Source organism: Pseudobacteriovorax antillogorgiicola (genome assembly GCF_900177345.1).
GTDB classification, from domain to species: domain Bacteria; phylum Bdellovibrionota_B; class Oligoflexia; order Oligoflexales; family Oligoflexaceae; genus Pseudobacteriovorax; species Pseudobacteriovorax antillogorgiicola.
The window spans coordinates 1-15,381 of sequence record NZ_FWZT01000016.1 but is presented as its reverse complement, the minus strand read 5'-3'; the positions used below and the strand labels follow the sequence as shown (position 1 = coordinate 15,381).

The following is a 15,381-nucleotide window of genomic DNA, read 5'->3' as shown; positions in this document are numbered from 1 at the left end:
TCCTTGCTTTAGCTTAAATCAAAGGCTTTATCCCTGGGATTGCAAGTTCTTGTGATTCCAGGACGGCTCCGCGGCTATTCTTGATTTGAAGCACCAGCTTTGGCGAGGGTCCATCGTCAATTTTAATCAGCCCGTAATTTCTCTCTCGGTGTGCTACGGTGCGGGGCACGCGATAGACATTGGCCTCATTCGCAACCCCAGCACTTACAGAATTAGTGAGGCCACTGGCAGTCAAGTCATAGATGGGATAGTCGAGCCCTTCAGGTTGCCACTTGGAAATCTCTGCCAGATGCCGATCGCCGCTGACAAAGACAACACCCTTAGCCTTTGTTTTTACGAGAACATCCACCATTCTTTGCCGATCGGCAGGAATATTGGCCCACTTCTCAAAGCGATGATCCTTAGCGACATACTGGATACTGCTTGCAATAATGCGTACATCCGCTGGTTTGCGTAGCTCAGTCTCTAGCCACTGCCATTGGGCCTTGCCTAGAATTGTTGCTCCCGCATCATGATTGGGAACGTAGCGATTGCCGCTTCGCTTTAGCGGCGATCGATGATAGCGAGTGTCAAGCATCAGGACTTGTACATCAAACCGGCCCCACTTGAATATTTTGCTGTGGTAGATGCCTTTCTGTTTGTCAAGAAAGCTTTCCTCAGGATACCAAAATTCAGCAAATATTTGCTGAGATACCTCTTTCATTCCGTAGTCGCTGCCAGCATCGTTTAGCCCATAGTCGTGATCATCCCAAGTCGCCATAATCGGTACATCGCTCCGAAATTTAGCAAAGTTCTTTTTCTTTGCTAGGGCCTGATACTTCTTTCGCATCACAGCGGGATCATAGGTATCAGCGTAGACATTATCGCCAATAAACAGAAACAGATCAGGCTGGTCTGCTGCGATCTGATCCCAGATAGGTTGGTCACGGCTTTCCTGAGCACAAGAGCCTACCGAAATATGATAGTCACGATTTTGTAAGGCTGCTAATTGGTTCGCTTTCTCCTTTACATCGTCGGCTAGTACAGACGTCCCTAGGCCCACAATAGTGAATCCAGCGAACAACTTTTGGCAGAGTGCAGGTGTTTTCCAATCTCTCATTTAAGACTCCAATCAATTTTTTTTGATGTTGGCATGGGTTTCAGGCATTAATGCAAGAAATTCGTGAATTAAATATGAAGGTTGAAAAAATTTAGCAAGCTTTATTCAAAGCGCAAATCTCAAATATAGCTCAAAGGTTTGGTAGAATATGAATAGACCACTATGAGGCATTCATTGAAACCCAAGTTCATCATGATCTCGCTCGTCTTTCCGCTGCTACTTGGTTTCACAGAAGCTTCTGGCAGCTCATTGGTGACGGCCCCCCTAGTGGTGAATGACCCGAAGTGGCCTCCATTCTTCTATGGTGGGAAGCAACCACAAGCACCAGGTTTCGGCAAAGAAATCCTGAGTAGCTGTCTCGATAGTATCGACGTGCCATATAAATATCGCTTCTTTCCCATTGCAAGAAATAGAGTAGGGATGCAACAAGGAACTGTCGATCTAAATATCTATTCTTTTAAACCATCCCGTGAAGAATTTTTACACTTCGGTAAAGAGCCACTCTTTGAACTTTCCTACCATCCGGTGAGCCTCAAGGAGCAGGAGGTTAAAATCAAGCGCATCGAAGATTTTGATCAGTATCGACTTGGCCATCAAATTGGCTTTCGCTATTCCGATGAATTTCTTGAATACGTAAACCAAAGGCGCGAGAAAGGAACACTTGATGAAACAAACTCTAATATCAGTAACTTTAGGAAGCTGCTTCAGAAAAGAATCGATGTTTTCGTAAGTACTACAGCTTCGATCGGCTCTGTTTCCAAAGACATGGGCATTCAAGGAGAAATTGAAGTCCTACCCTTTCTCATTCGTCGCTCCCCCTACTATGTAGCCATTTCTAGGAAGTCTCCTCGCATCAAACAACCTCAGCTACTACTTGAAAAGATTGATCAGTGCATCCACCAACTTAAAAGCAATAAGAGCTACTGCCAAGTGGCAAAATCTTATGGAGTCGTCTTCTCCCCAGATGACCAAAGCTCTCTCTGTTCTTACTAGTGCTAAAATGCATGTGTAGCTGCAACACTTCTGTCGTGTTGCTCCAGCCTGAGATTCATCATCCGTTTGAACAATGGGGGACAGAGTGCGAGCAAGACCATCACCGGATAGCTTGCTGGTAGCTGGGGTGCTTCTTCAAAATGTCTTAAAACCTGATACCGACGCAGAGCATTGGCGTGATGATCTGAATGCCGTTGGAGTTTGAAGAGAAACAGATTTGAAACCTTATGATTTGCATTCCAAGAATGAATGGGAAGCACTTTCTCAAAGCGCCCCCTTTCATCCTGCCGCCTTTGAAGCCCGTAATGCTCAATATAATTAATTACTTCGAGAAGGCTGAAACTAATAAAGCTCTGCCCCAAATGAAATAGCAAGCCCCAAGGCCCAAATGCCCATAGGAGCCCAAGGCAAATCAAGCCTTGGATCATCAGATAATTGATCATGCGATTTTGTAGTTTCCAAGCCGACAGTTTCCGCGTCGCCACTCTCCTGGCTTCAAATTCCCAGGCACTTTTGTAGCTCCCCACAACGGTCCTTGGAAAAAATTCATAAAAGCCCATTCCTCTAGGAGCAGTCGCTGGGTCCTCTGGTGTTGAAACACGGCTGTGATGACCCACAACATGTTCAATAAAAAAATGCATATAGTTGATAAAAGCTAGGATGATGAGAGAACTTCTCTGCTCTAATTTACTTTGGCGATGGCATAACTCATGGGCTATGGTAATGCCTAGCCCACCACCATTCACACCAGCACTCAATATGAGAAGCCCAAATTCCCACCATGCTAACGAGTACGTAGCGCCATACCAAGCTCCTAAAACAACAACTGCTATCTGGGTAGGTACCCAGAGCAAAGTAACGAGCTGGAACGAAAAATCATTCTTAATCTGTTCCTCTTCCACAGGGCTCAAATTTTCTGGGTCTTTGCCCATCACTACATCAAAAATAGGCACTAAAAAAAATGCGAGGAAGAAGGGTAACCCTAGCCACACGCCACCGAGCATCAAACCTAAAACAAACGCCCCTGGAATTACATAACACACATAGTATGAACTTGCCTTCATGGTGCCCCCATAGAGTATTACATTCGGAGTGCGAGCAAATAGTTCCTTAGATCTGAAAAACGCACCCTCTTTGGATCGATTTCCTTCTGGACAAATGTGCCAATGATCAAGCTTAAGAGCCCTTGTGACTCTGGTTCCGATAAATCGAGTTCCTGGCGTAAGAATTCACGGTATTGCTGCAAGGCACTGGTCACGCGTCGCCTTGCAGCATCGATGCCTTGACCCATGCCTCGCTCCCTTTGCAGATCGAGCACTATCATAATCATTTTGCGAAAGTAGAGCTGGCGCTCCTCCAAAAAATCGACAAGAGCACTCGCTTGCTCAATGTAGCTGCCCTGGTTTTCTAGATGATTGTGAAGAGCAGCGATGTCGCCTTTACTATGAAAGCTGACTAGATCACAAAACAATTCCGACTTGCTTCGATAGTGATGGTAAAGAGCGCCGGTGGTAAAACCAAGCTTCTGAGCCAGGCGCCTCATAGACAAACCATGGTATCCGTGCCGTGCAAAATGCTCAAAGCATCCATCTAAAATTTGAAGCTTCTTGGGAGGCTCTCCCAATGCACTCAAGCCTTGCATATCAGTATTCCCAGCGACATAACGTTTGTTATGTTTTATAACGCGGGAATAGGTTCAAGCAAGGGCAAGATCGAACTTTTAACCCCCACGTCAGATCAGCTAACACTAATATCGGATCCCCAATCGTTGGTCTAAAGATCTACCAATCCTGAGGTCAGATTCTTACCTTCAGGTAAAAGGTGAACGAAGCCATGAAAATACCAAGGTTGAATAGCTACTCGCCACTTTTTTTCTGTTACAAATGTTTTACGACAAATTTCTTTATGGAAAATTAAACCTATCCGTAACTGTTGAAATGGAATCATCGTTAAGCTCATGAAACAACGAAGCTATATAAATCATTGAGTCCTTAACTGATGATTAACCTGTCGCAAACCTTATTCAAAGTTCATTATTTTAATAACGAGAAGCACAATATGTTTTAAATAATTAAACGCCATACGCGTTCTAATTGCATATTATCAAGACTTGCGATTTACCTTTATCTATTAGACGATCCCTTGAGAAGACAACACGAATCCAAATAAAAATCCAATGAGGTGTCTCCCATGTTTATTCGAATTCTCATAGGCTTGAGCTTATGGGGAGGGCAACTGATGGCGCTACCGATAGGACCTTCTATCGTTTGTCAGCAGTTTGAAGACTCTCCCCTATGTCCGAGCCAAGTATCTTGCACCTTCTGCCACACAACTCCCCCCCAAATGAACGACTTTGGAACTTGTATAAAAAACCAATTGGGAGATGGCACCTTCGATACGGAACTTGCCCTTGCCCTCGATACGACTCAAGAACTCGACTGTGATAACGATGGCTTTAAAAACTTGCAAGAAATCATGGCAGGAACATTTCCTGGCGATCGACTTAGTCTTCCTGAAATCGAGCCTCCCCCACCCTGCTCGACAAGCGACTGCACGATCGACTCCCTACGGGCATGGACAAAGATCCATCAGGATGTTTGCGGGAGATCCCCTGCTTATGAAGATCGTCAAAGATTTCAGAAGGGAAATGCGCAACAGAAACTCAACGCTGTGAGAGATACCCTCATAGTTTGCCTCGATTCCGAGTACTGGCTTGGCAAGGAAGGGATCGTATGGTCATTAGCCCATGACCGCATTCGCCCGAATTCTTCACTTAAATCAGGAGATAATCGTGGTTCAATCCCCTTGGGAGACTACGATGATGACTATAACCTTTTTGTGTACTATCAAACCGATGATCGCGACATTCGTGGAATGATAACAGCAAAGCACTACGTTACTCGGGAGGACCAACCCACGACGCGCTACACAGCAGTTCCCGATCAACCCTTGCACCCAAATGCTGCAGGCCTCGTAATTCAAACAGCAGAGGCTCTCAATGTGAATGTTCAACAGTTTGTCCCAGCAGCTAAGCGCGCAGGTATGCTAACCACGCTCTATAATAGCGTTGCACGAACTATGTTCACCCCACTCCCTAGGACAACTGCAGCTCACGCTATGAGACACTATCTAGGCCTAGACATCGCCAAGGCCGAAGGTCTTGGGCGCATGTACCCTAAACAACAAGATTATCAACTTACGGATTTTGATAGCAAAGGGGTGAAGGCCCCCGCCTGTGAGTTTTGTCACCGAGCCTTAGATGGTATTGCTTATCTTTGGACTCCCTACAACGGTATTTCTACCTTGATATCTCCGGAGCACGCTCACACTAGAGTGATACTCCCTGGAACCTATAACAACTTTCGCATGGAGCTTTTTGGCGAGGAGTTTGCCGACTCTGCCCCACTCCTTGGGACAACACCACGAGACGGCTACGCGTTTGGCGAGAAAGTCGATGACCTTGTAGCTTGGGCTGAGTCCATGGCCAATACCGATGACTATGCACGCAAGGTTGTTCTCGACTATTGGCGATACTTTTACGGAGGAGATCCGCTCGAAACCGACCAATCTGAGTTTAAGCGACTATGGAATAATTTAAAGACCAAACACAACTATAGTGTAGAAAGGATGCTCCATGAGATGGTCACTCTACCTTCTTTTAGCCGTCGTTAATTTGAGCTTGCTCCAGGCTTGCAATCGCCAGTCCGAGCAAGACGATGACAAACGAACCATTCCACCATCAGCTGACCTCAATCAAGATGGTGATGGGGATACTCCTCAGAATGATAAGGATAACTCTGGAACACCCGTTGACGAGTTCCCTGAGGCTCCAAGTGCCTACTATAAACTTAAGCCGAGCAAGCTACTGGCAAGAGATTTGTCGGCTGCTCTCAATATGAGCCTTGAAGCTCTCTGTCAGGACCAAGGCGACCGACCATGCTTCCAAGATATTCACAACATTAGCCTCGGCGGGGTAGCCCCCTACAAATCGGCGATCTACACCGCGAAGGCTATTTCATCACGATCAGCCATTGCTATGGAACGAAGTGCATTGATTGCCTGTCGAAATCGGGTAGAAAAGGACCTAACTTCTAGTCAAGACTCTGTGATCCTTCACGATAGACCATCTGTGATGATATCCCAAGCATTCCAAAGAATTCTGTCCCGTGATCCAACACCATCTGAGATCGATACGCAGCTAAACTTATTGAAACGCACCAAGGTAACATCCGCCGCACCCAAACGGGATTGGGGCTTGCTGCTGTGCTATAGCTTGGTGACGAGCACCGAATTTCTTTTCTACTAGGAGACCAATATGAGACTGAACCGAAGACAGTTGGCTAAGCTCGGCGGCGCAACTAGTATCGCAACCTTAGCGCCCCAAACCATACTCGGCAACCGCGAGGAGCTGCCTCGCTTTCTCATTACCCTCACCTGCACCGGTGGCGCTTCTCTCAATGATAGTTTCCTGGCATTAAGAGAAAGTGATGTTGACAAAGCAGGAGGCGATCCTGCAACTCTCAACTGCTTTCCCGAGCAGAATATTAAAACCTTAGACAACCTTCCTTTTGCAGCGGTCAACCAAAAAACAATCATTTCCAACCTTGGGGATCTACCTGTTAAAACCGATCAAATAGATTTTCTTAAAAAATATGGTCACGACTTAACAGTGATCACTTGCGAAGGATCAAGTGTCAATCACGAGGTGGCCCAACACCGCAGCCTAACAGGCAACAACGCTTGGAATGGCCGTACTCTTATGGAAGCTGTGGCGGCTGAATATGGTTCTGCTTTTATCATGCCCTATATCAATCTTGCCACCGGGGGATATGCTGAACCTGGAATCGATCCGACCACTCCCAATTATGCTCGGGCCATTCAGGTCACTGAACCTTTGAGTTTTGCTTTGAGCCTCCACAGCCAAAAGCAGATCGAGCGTCTACCTTCAAAAGAACTCATCGATGCAGCTCGGCAAACCCGTAGGCTCTTAGAAGAAGATAGCCCTGTAGCTCAACAGCAAGCTAGAAACCCTATGGTGAAGAATTGGAAAACGTGGCGTTCCCAGGTGCTCAGCTCTTATGAAGAAGCCGATTTAATCAATGCCTTCGATATTCTGAACAAAGACCATCCCCAGGCAGAGTTGATATGGAATACATTCCCCCGTATTGGAATTGATCCCTTCGACTCTCAAGCAGCTATCGCCTACCTTGCCTTGAGTCGCGGCATCAGTAATGTGGTAAGTCTTGGGCCATCCTTCCAATCAACCATCATCAAGCTCGGAGAAATATATAATCCGCCTATTGCCTTTGATTTTTCACATCAAGATCATCGTGCTGTCCAAGCCTTTATGTGGGACCGCATGCTTCGTGTGGCTGGAAAGCTGATTGACCTTTTGTCTCTGATTGAGCTAGGCTCTTCAGGAAAGAGCATGTGGGACCGAACAATGATCTATTTTGCCTCTGATTTTGGTCGAGATAAAATCAGGAGCGGTGGGTCCGAGAAGTTCGGCTCAGGGCATAATCTTAACAATGGCTTTGTATTTCTAAGCCCCATGTTCCGAGGCGGGCGCGTCTTAGGGGGAATCGACCCAAAAACTGCTTTAACTTATGGATTCGATCTCGAAACAGGTCGGCCACAACCAGGCCGCACAACGACAGAAGAAGAGGTGTTCGCCACCCTGCTTCATGTCATGGGTATCAAGCCTGCTGGCCTTCCTCGTATCGGGTTTGCATAGAGCCGTGAACAGATCTATTAGAGAACCCTAGCGGCACTCAGCCAGGGTTCTCAATCTCACCCTCAAGGAGTATAGGCGTAGTATCGAAACCAATCGTATCGGACGACAATAGGGTATTGATTGCCAGTTGTAACCCCGCCAAAAACTGGTGCGATCAGATCATTTGGAATCCAAAAATTCATCATCACCTGACCTGGTAACTCTGGAATCGATATCCTTTGATGCGGAGGTAAGGATGCCTGTTTCTGATTTACATCGCTGCGGGAAAGAGTTCGCATCAAGCGACCATCGACAAACCACTTGATGCTAGCAGGTGTCCATTCCATGGCATAAACTTTCCATTGACTGGTGGCACCAATCCACTGAACTTGCTCATAAGCGCCCCAAAGGCGAGTTGCCGACCAGTCATAAGTACCCTCGCCAAGGATCAGATTGCTTTGGAATTTATTAGGCCGAATCCCTTCCATTTCGATGTCGATTTCACGCCAGCGATAGTTTTCCTCTTCACGGTTTCTATAGGTAAACAGTGATGATATATAGCCACTGGCGCGCTGAGGAACTGGGTTTCTCATCCTCACTTCAAACCGACCATATAGGTACTCACTTCGAGATCGAACTTCACCGCAAGAGTAATTGTAAGCACCGATTATCCGATTCTGGTCGTTTGAATATGAGGCCGGCACAAATTCAGGCCTCACCAGCAACTGTAACTCTCCATCGCGAACCTGAGCTCCCTGTTGTTGGAATCGACATTTAGTTTCTCCAAATGCCCCATCACCACGCGTCCATAGCCCCCCATTGAAATAGTCAAAACGATCATCGACTTTGAGTGTAAAACCTTGGTATTGGCCTGTGTATCCGGGATACGCTGCTGGTAAGCCCTGAAGTTGCTGCAATCCTGAGGAGCTTTCGAAGCCACAGCCACCGGCTCCAATAATCCCAAGGGCCAAAACCCCCGCATTTCCCAAACGCCATAATCTATTCGCCATTGAAGATCCTCTTCCCATCTAAAGATTTAAGAAAAAATTGAATTGATAAAGCCATAGATAAGGGAGACTGACTCAAGGCACAAGCCTAATTTACCCAGAAGGTCCTGATTCCACATCAGTTTCTATTTTTGTTCGCTCAGCTTACAAAGTATTTGATGGAACTAAAGATGAATTCACGCTTAGCCCTTGTTGTACCTTCCCAATTAACTATAATGAGCGCCGGTGTACCATTTTGAGAAGAGATCAAACTTTATGAGTCATTACTGCTTGGATGATTTTTTGGATCTGCCGCAAATAGTTTACCGTGAAGATCAAAACTACACCCCCAATAATCCCGAGAAAGTTCGCTGGCAACTCAGTAGTGACAATCCTCTCAACTCCTTTACCCAGGTCTGGCTAGATTGCGAGCCGGGGAAGGCAAGACTTGCTGGTTTCTTTCACCCTAAGCAGATTATTGCTGGTGTGCCATCTGCATTTTTTGGCTTTTGGGAAAGCATTGATGATCTGAAAATCTGTTCTAGCTTATTCAAGAGTTTTGAAGCATGGGCCAAAGATCAGGGTGCAAAGAGAATCTATGGACCGATCGACTACACGACCTTTGGCCGTTACCGGTTGCGCATGCCTCATAAAAAATATCCAACCCCATTTACCGGGGAGCCATATAACCCTTCCTACTACCCTCATCTCCTCGCTGCATTGGGATATCGGGTAGCTGAGTCTTATGAAACCCTTATTGCACGGTCACGGCTATTAACCATTGCTATGACCAAATTCAAGGTGCTCAAAAAGAGCCCACCACGAGATATCGAATTTTTACCACTTACCAATGAAGCTCTTAGGCAATATCAAACAGGGATTTACGATCTCATTCACAGTATCTTTCAGCATAACTTTGCCTATCGTTCCATATCGAAAGAGCAATTCGAAAATTTCGTAATTCCGAACTACCAGCGCATTGTCGATCCAAATAGTTCAGTTCTACTGTTTGATCACAGTAAAGAGAGAGTGGTGGGGGTTGGGGTGACCTATCCCGACTATTCTCAAATAACCTCTCAAGGAGCTAAAACAAGAATATCTGAAGACGATATTTCATTTGCCAAACATCATCACTTATTAAGAAATCCGATGATCCTAGGCAAGACTTACGGTGTGCTGCCAGAGTACCGACGGCAAGGTTTGCATAATGCCATGAGCTATATGTCTATGCGCTATGGCCAAGGATGGGGCCCTACAGTAGCCTGTTTGGCGAGACGGGGAAATCACTCGATCCGTAAAATAAGAGCTCCCGTTGATGTCATCGAGTACGGTCTGTATGCGAAAGATCTATAATTTAAATCTAGATCACCAACACCAGCCTCGAAAAAACTACCACATGCCCTACACGGGCCTTATTCCTTTAAAACTCCGGGTATGACGCCAGAGACACCAGAAATTGATTGTTTGTTTACATTAATTCCAAAACTATCAACTTCCTTGTGCCCTAAAGCATGGGCTACTGTTGTGAGTAGCCTGTTATAGCTTCCAGGTTCGTTCTGCCCTAAAGCTATATACTGGCCCTTGTTTATTGCTCCTCCGGCTCCTCCAATCATCAGGGTGGGGACATTTCTGCCATCGTGAGCATCACTATCACCCATGCAAGAGGAAAGTAGTATTAGAGTTTCGTCTAGCACCGAACTACCGTTGGCTAGCTGTAAGCTTTTTAGAGACGTTGCTATCGATGCTACCTGCTGGATAATTCCTTTTTGAGAAGCCCTATAGGCAGTTCCTTTACCATGGCTAGAACTGTGATGCTCACCTGGAGGTACTTCAATATCATTAAATCTGAAACCAAATGCGGAATGCCCGCAGCCAAATTGAAGAACTCCTACTTGTGCTCCACAAGCCATCGCATTGACCATAATCTTGTTATTTACATCCGCAACCAGCGGAAGATTTTCTTCAGCATGATACCACTTCGGATTTTGTGCAGCTTTAGCTTTCATTTGGTCTAATCCAGAGCCCAAAGGATTCGAGACACACTCTTGGATAGAACCTATAGCTCCACCAGGTGAGCCCTGTTCGTTAATTTTATCCTGAAGTTGCTTGCCAATCGAGTCGATTGAGTCAATGGACTCTTGCAGTACAGTAAAAGCATCGTTGCCAATCTTGTCCTTGAATTGGGCAATATCTTTGTAGATAAAATCCAAGAGACGCTTTTTTCCAGCGTAGATACTACCGACATCCTGAAGATTTAGACCTTGAACAGAAGCTCCTTGACCGTTAGAAAATAAGCCAAAAAGATCCATGTAGTTCTTTAAAGGATCATCGACAATATCGTAAGCCTTGGAAACGCCGTCCTCTAGCCGGTACGAGATATTCGAATTGATAGAAGTGGGATGGCTACTGTTATATCCTAGGTGAACACTTTTAATCCCTGGATTATTCCTAGCAAGATAGTGATCAAGGGATTCCAAGTTACGGCCACTCAGAGCTGCCTGAGCATCAAGGTGACTGTATCCACCTCCACCCGCAAAAACATGACTAGGTCCTCCATAGGTTCCAGAACTTGGTAATGCTAAACCAGGAGCATAACCCTCAAAGTGATTATTTGGAGCCGCTCCTCCTGGTGGCGAATAATGGGTCATTCCCGAAAGTATTAGTAAATCGTCTTTTAGAGAAAATAGAGGTTTCGTAAGATCCGGAAAGTAGCTTTCATCGACTGCTGAAAAACTTTGGCTTGGGCCCGCTGGCGCGAAGTCTATGGCACCTGTTGGCATGTAAACTAAAATAGCTCTTTTCATACCAAGTTCGGCAGCTTGGCAATCAGTAGCTCTGAGAGCCCTGGCCATCGATAGAGCGATTAGGCTATTTCCTGAAAATTTAAAAAAGTGTCGTCGATCTATTTTCATATGCCTGGTTCCTACTTGTCTATTTTGCGAGTCGTTTTCTATAAATCACTTCTTTATCGGCTATCATCTCTATTAGTACCGACTTTAAGCTTTCACCGGCTCGCAGCATCTCTGCAAACTGAGTAACTTTATCACCATCAAATGTTCCAGATACGGGACTTCCTTGGAGGTATTCATACCAGCGCCTTATGAGACAGTTTTCCACCTCCCTACTAGCAGCCAATGCTTGGGAAAGGCCATTAGGACCAGTCAATCCTGTGAAAGACACCGTTTCTCCATCTAGGGTTATACTCTCCTCTAGCACCTGATAGTCTCCATTAACTTGACCAACCTCATTAAAGCTTTCAAAGGCATAACCAATTGGATCAATACTCAGGTGACAACCTTTACATGTGGGGCTCGTCGCCCGAAACTCCCTTGAATTTTGCCCATTAGCAACTGCTTCATTTGCTTCAGGTGGAGGCGGAGGAACTGCACGACACATAAAGTTATCAAGTATCTTAGCTCCCCGACGCATAGGATTGCTGTGATCGAACTCACTATTTATAGCCAAAAATGCGACGCGGGATAAAAAGCCCTCTCGATTGCTTGAATCAATCTCCAACAAATTCTCCTGCCCTGGCGAAGTAGTCCCATACAGGTTCAATAGAGCAGCTTGGTTAACGGTGTATCTATTGGTAAAGATCGATTGTAGAGGCTTGGTGTCATGCTTAACCAGGAATAGGAAAACCTCTTGCAATTCTTGCTTAGCACTGCGAATGCTGTCTTCATTGAAGTTATGTTTAGGATCTTTACTTGCTGTTTCAAGGCGATCCAACTGGAACATCGAACCAATAAAGTTTGAGAAGACATACCCATCGTACGAAGGGTCATCTATGATACTGAGAGCATACTCTTTCATCTTTTCAGCGGAATTCAGCGTGCCATTTTCCGCAGCACTCCATAATTCCCCATGGGGTGGTGCTCCCAATAAATTGTATGAAAGATATGATGCCATTTCATAAGGAGTTAACTGGAACCTTGATTCAGATGCAGAACCGATTTCTGTGCGCAGAACAAAATGGGGAGATGCTAGAAATATCTTCGTTAAATCTCGGATTTTACTTTCGTAAGATAGTCCTGAGTTCGCACTTATATAGCCAATGAAGCGATCAGACTCTTCTGACGAAAGAGGTCGACGCCAAGCTAGTTTACCAAATTCACTGATAAATCTAGCCAAACAACTTTCAAAGTTTGTATCAGGGCACTCACTATGTGGGATGGTTTTAATATCGAGTTGATCAACTAAACCGATCGCACCGTCAACATACTTTTCAACTTTTTTGACTGGCATCGATACAATCTGATTGGCAAACAAGCCATTGCGATCGTTCTCAAGATCTATAGATACCTCTTGATTAAAGAGTGCCTGAACGGTCTTGCCATACTCCTGATTGCTGAGCAAGCGAATGCTCTGTACCGATGCATCCCCCTTTTTAGCTTCAGGAACTTGAATCACATCTGAATCACGGTGAATTTTTGGTCGGCTTTGAAAACAGCTTACGACAGATAGGGACAGAATTAAGATAGAGAGCTTCATTATTAACATCCACAAACAAATTCATCTAAGCAAATAGGAATCTCATTCAAACAAACTCCGACATAAGGCTCTGCAATTGTCCTACCAAATGCTATTCTTTCTAAAATAGTCAGCTATCATATAGCTTTAGCGTTCGATTCGATTTCGCCTATGACCGACTCGTTCAAACGACCTTTCTTCTCGATTTCCAGGGGTTAGCAATGAAATGTAGTTTTTAAACTAAATATTTAACGCTAGAAAATTAGGCTTCTCGTGATCACCCTTTATCAATATGAGTTCCTAAGCGCATTCACAAAGGAACCATAATAAGGTGATGGGACGCTTTTTAATCCGACTCTAGTACATGACGATTTTCATCTTCGATATCAGCACTTTCATCGTAAAGACTTACCAATCCAACATTAACTTAGGTTGCAGAGATGTATGATGAAAATAGGGTCAATGAGAGATTTTGTGGTCGAAACATGATAGATATCCAATGCCTCCAAATATTCCGGCGATTTATAGATCATTCATCTGCAACTTGGATTTGTAATTGCATGATAGGTGCGGAATCATTTTTCCTAGTTGAAATTTATGGAGCAATACAACAATGAAAAGACATCGAAACCTACTGCTACCGATCTGCATCGTACTACTTTCCCCTTTTTTGATTCAGTGTGAAAGATCAAAGAGAAACATCCATGATAGTAGTAATTCAAGTCAAAACAACCCATTTAACTCTGAACTAAGTGAGAAAGCAGATAATCCTAGCAAGAGTGATCCAGCTATCTCTGGTCCTACATCAGGAAATGTGGTCGCAAGTTACTTTGTAGAATGGGGCGTCTACCCCCGTGACTACCATGCGAATATGGTTCCTGCAGATAAACTCACGCACCTATTGTATGGCTTTATTGCGATCTGTGGACCGAATGATTCTCTAGAAAAGGACTATCCAAATGGTCATGCTATTTTAGAAGAACAGTGCCAAGATCAAGAGGACTTTACCGTGGTCATTCATGACAAGTTTGCTGCATTAGAGAAACCCTACCCTGGAGAGATTAAGGGAAATTTTGGCCAACTTAAGAAGCTTAAGGAATCTCATCCAAACTTAAAAGTTCTACCCTCTATTGGTGGTTGGACTCTATCAGATCCTTTCTTCGAACTGGCAAAAGACCCCATGCTAAGAGCGAGATTCGTGAAATCTTCCATTGATTTTCTTAAGCAGTATCAAATTTTCGATGGCCTCGATATTGACTGGGAGTTCCCTGGTGGAGATGGTTCCAACGAAAGCCTAGGCAGTGAGGATGATCGAGATGCTTACACCTATCTCATGAAAGACCTACGAGAAGCACTGGATAAGCTATCTCAAGAAACTGGTCGAAACTATGAACTGACATCTGCTGTAGGCTCTGCTCCTAAGAAAATAAAGTCTGTGAATTATAAGGAAGCTGCCCAGTACATCGACTATGTATTTGCGATGACCTACGATTTTTATGGCGCCTGGAACAATGAGCTAGGTCACCACACTGGACTCAATAGCGTGGATCAGGAGATACATGAAGACTTTAGTTCAGCAGCAGCGATCAATAACTTGTTGGAAGCAGGAGTTCCCGCTAACAAGCTAGTCATGGGTTTCACCATGTATGGTCGGGGCTGGACAGGTGTTTCGGGGTACAAGGACAATAACCCATTTACAGGTGTTGGCAATGGCCCCCATAAAGGTACGTGGGAGGAGGAAGACCCCATTACAGCCGGAGTTCTTGACTATAAAGATATTGAAACCAATTATCTAGGAGGTTCTGAAGGCACGGGTATTGATGGCTACAGTTACTTCTACGATGAAAAGGCTGAAGCCCCATACCTTTGGAACATGACGACTGGCGGCCTCATTTCTTACGAAAACCCACGGTCTATAAAAGCCAAGGCAGCATTCGCGAAATCAAAGAATCTGGCAGGAATGTTTGCTTGGTCACTTGATGGCGATACTGGTATCTTACTCGATGCAGCCGTCAATGGCATAAAGAACTAGGCTCTGTCTGACGAATCGATTCTCCTAAAGCTGATCTCGCAAAGCGCTAAGCAGATCATGGCTTCAAAGCTTGACTTGAGTTTGTCAA

The 15,381-nt window shown here is 45.0% G+C and carries 12 protein-coding genes; 6 read left to right on the top strand and 6 right to left on the bottom strand.

What is annotated here, in order from left to right; translation table 11 throughout:
* Positions 1-13: 13 nt before the first annotated feature.
* On the bottom strand, positions 14-1,099 hold the full coding sequence (locus tag B9N89_RS19380; protein WP_132321887.1) for an alkaline phosphatase D family protein: 1,086 nt from the start codon (positions 1,097-1,099) through the stop codon (positions 14-16).
* Between the two features lie 174 nt (positions 1,100-1,273).
* Between B9N89_RS19380 and B9N89_RS19375 the strand changes: the two genes are divergently transcribed.
* Complete coding sequence (locus tag B9N89_RS19375) at positions 1,274-2,092, top strand: substrate-binding periplasmic protein (protein ID WP_159455496.1); 819 nt, start codon at positions 1,274-1,276, stop codon at positions 2,090-2,092.
* Between the two features lie 2 nt (positions 2,093-2,094).
* On the opposite strand, the gene B9N89_RS19370 is transcribed toward B9N89_RS19375, so the two are convergent.
* Positions 2,095-3,156, bottom strand: a complete 1,062-nt coding sequence (locus B9N89_RS19370; protein WP_132321891.1) for an alkane 1-monooxygenase — start codon at positions 3,154-3,156, stop codon at positions 2,095-2,097.
* Positions 3,157-3,173: 17 nt separating this feature from the next.
* Positions 3,174-3,734 (bottom strand): TetR/AcrR family transcriptional regulator, encoded by a 561-nt coding sequence (locus B9N89_RS19365; RefSeq protein ID WP_132321893.1) that lies wholly within the window; start codon positions 3,732-3,734, stop codon positions 3,174-3,176.
* A gap of 548 nt (positions 3,735-4,282) precedes the next feature.
* Here B9N89_RS19365 and B9N89_RS19360 point away from each other — a divergent pair.
* The 3 genes from B9N89_RS19360 to B9N89_RS19350 are packed head-to-tail and all read left to right on the top strand — an operon-like array spanning position 4,283 to position 7,826.
* The gene (locus tag B9N89_RS19360) at positions 4,283-5,764 is read left to right on the top strand and encodes a hypothetical protein (RefSeq protein WP_132321895.1); all 1,482 of its coding nucleotides are present in this window, start codon (positions 4,283-4,285) and stop codon (positions 5,762-5,764) included.
* Positions 5,727-6,398 carry a hypothetical protein gene (locus tag B9N89_RS19355; protein WP_132321897.1) on the top strand — a complete coding sequence of 224 codons (672 nt, stop codon included), beginning with the start codon at positions 5,727-5,729 and terminating at the stop codon, positions 6,396-6,398. Before B9N89_RS19360 ends, B9N89_RS19355 begins: the two co-directional genes overlap by 38 nt.
* 9 nt (positions 6,399-6,407) lie before the next feature.
* Entirely contained in the window at positions 6,408-7,826 is a 1,419-nt protein-coding gene (locus tag B9N89_RS19350; RefSeq protein WP_132321899.1) for a DUF1501 domain-containing protein, read from the top strand.
* Positions 7,827-7,888: 62 nt separating this feature from the next.
* Here B9N89_RS19350 and B9N89_RS19345 read toward each other — a convergent pair whose 3' ends face one another.
* Positions 7,889-8,815, bottom strand: coding sequence for a family 16 glycosylhydrolase (locus tag B9N89_RS19345; RefSeq protein ID WP_159455495.1), 927 nt, complete (start codon positions 8,813-8,815; stop codon positions 7,889-7,891).
* 252 nt (positions 8,816-9,067) lie between these two features.
* Between B9N89_RS19345 and B9N89_RS19340 the strand changes: the two genes are divergently transcribed.
* Positions 9,068-10,144 (top strand): hypothetical protein, encoded by a 1,077-nt coding sequence (locus B9N89_RS19340; protein ID WP_132321903.1) that lies wholly within the window; start codon positions 9,068-9,070, stop codon positions 10,142-10,144.
* A 59-nt stretch (positions 10,145-10,203) separates the two neighbouring features.
* Here B9N89_RS19340 and B9N89_RS19335 read toward each other — a convergent pair whose 3' ends face one another.
* On the bottom strand, positions 10,204-11,703 hold the full coding sequence (locus B9N89_RS19335; RefSeq protein WP_132321905.1) for a DUF1552 domain-containing protein: 1,500 nt from the start codon (positions 11,701-11,703) through the stop codon (positions 10,204-10,206).
* Between the two features lie 19 nt (positions 11,704-11,722).
* Positions 11,723-13,282 (bottom strand): DUF1588 domain-containing protein, encoded by a 1,560-nt coding sequence (locus B9N89_RS19330; protein ID WP_159455494.1) that lies wholly within the window; start codon positions 13,280-13,282, stop codon positions 11,723-11,725.
* Positions 13,283-13,874: 592 nt separating this feature from the next.
* On the opposite strand from B9N89_RS19330, the gene B9N89_RS19325 reads away from it, so the two are divergent.
* Positions 13,875-15,293: a glycoside hydrolase family 18 protein gene (locus B9N89_RS19325; protein WP_132321909.1), complete on the top strand. Its 1,419-nt coding sequence runs from the start codon at positions 13,875-13,877 to the stop codon at positions 15,291-15,293.
* The last annotated feature ends 88 nt before the right edge of the window (positions 15,294-15,381 follow it).

Coding starts and splice junctions, on each gene's coding strand:
- B9N89_RS19350 (WP_132321899.1), top strand. CDS start 6,408: ATGAGACTGAACCGAAGACAGTTGGCTAAGCTCGGCGGCGCAACTAGT.
- B9N89_RS19380 (WP_132321887.1), bottom strand. CDS start 1,099: ATGAGAGATTGGAAAACACCTGCACTCTGCCAAAAGTTGTTCGCTGGA.
- B9N89_RS19345 (WP_159455495.1), bottom strand. CDS start 8,815: ATGGCGAATAGATTATGGCGTTTGGGAAATGCGGGGGTTTTGGCCCTT.
- B9N89_RS19330 (WP_159455494.1), bottom strand. CDS start 13,282: ATGAAGCTCTCTATCTTAATTCTGTCCCTATCTGTCGTAAGCTGTTTT.
- B9N89_RS19355 (WP_132321897.1), top strand. CDS start 5,727: ATGAGATGGTCACTCTACCTTCTTTTAGCCGTCGTTAATTTGAGCTTG.
- B9N89_RS19365 (WP_132321893.1), bottom strand. CDS start 3,734: ATGCAAGGCTTGAGTGCATTGGGAGAGCCTCCCAAGAAGCTTCAAATT.
- B9N89_RS19340 (WP_132321903.1), top strand. CDS start 9,068: ATGAGTCATTACTGCTTGGATGATTTTTTGGATCTGCCGCAAATAGTT.
- B9N89_RS19335 (WP_132321905.1), bottom strand. CDS start 11,703: ATGAAAATAGATCGACGACACTTTTTTAAATTTTCAGGAAATAGCCTA.
- B9N89_RS19325 (WP_132321909.1), top strand. CDS start 13,875: ATGAAAAGACATCGAAACCTACTGCTACCGATCTGCATCGTACTACTT.
- B9N89_RS19360 (WP_132321895.1), top strand. CDS start 4,283: ATGTTTATTCGAATTCTCATAGGCTTGAGCTTATGGGGAGGGCAACTG.
- B9N89_RS19370 (WP_132321891.1), bottom strand. CDS start 3,156: ATGAAGGCAAGTTCATACTATGTGTGTTATGTAATTCCAGGGGCGTTT.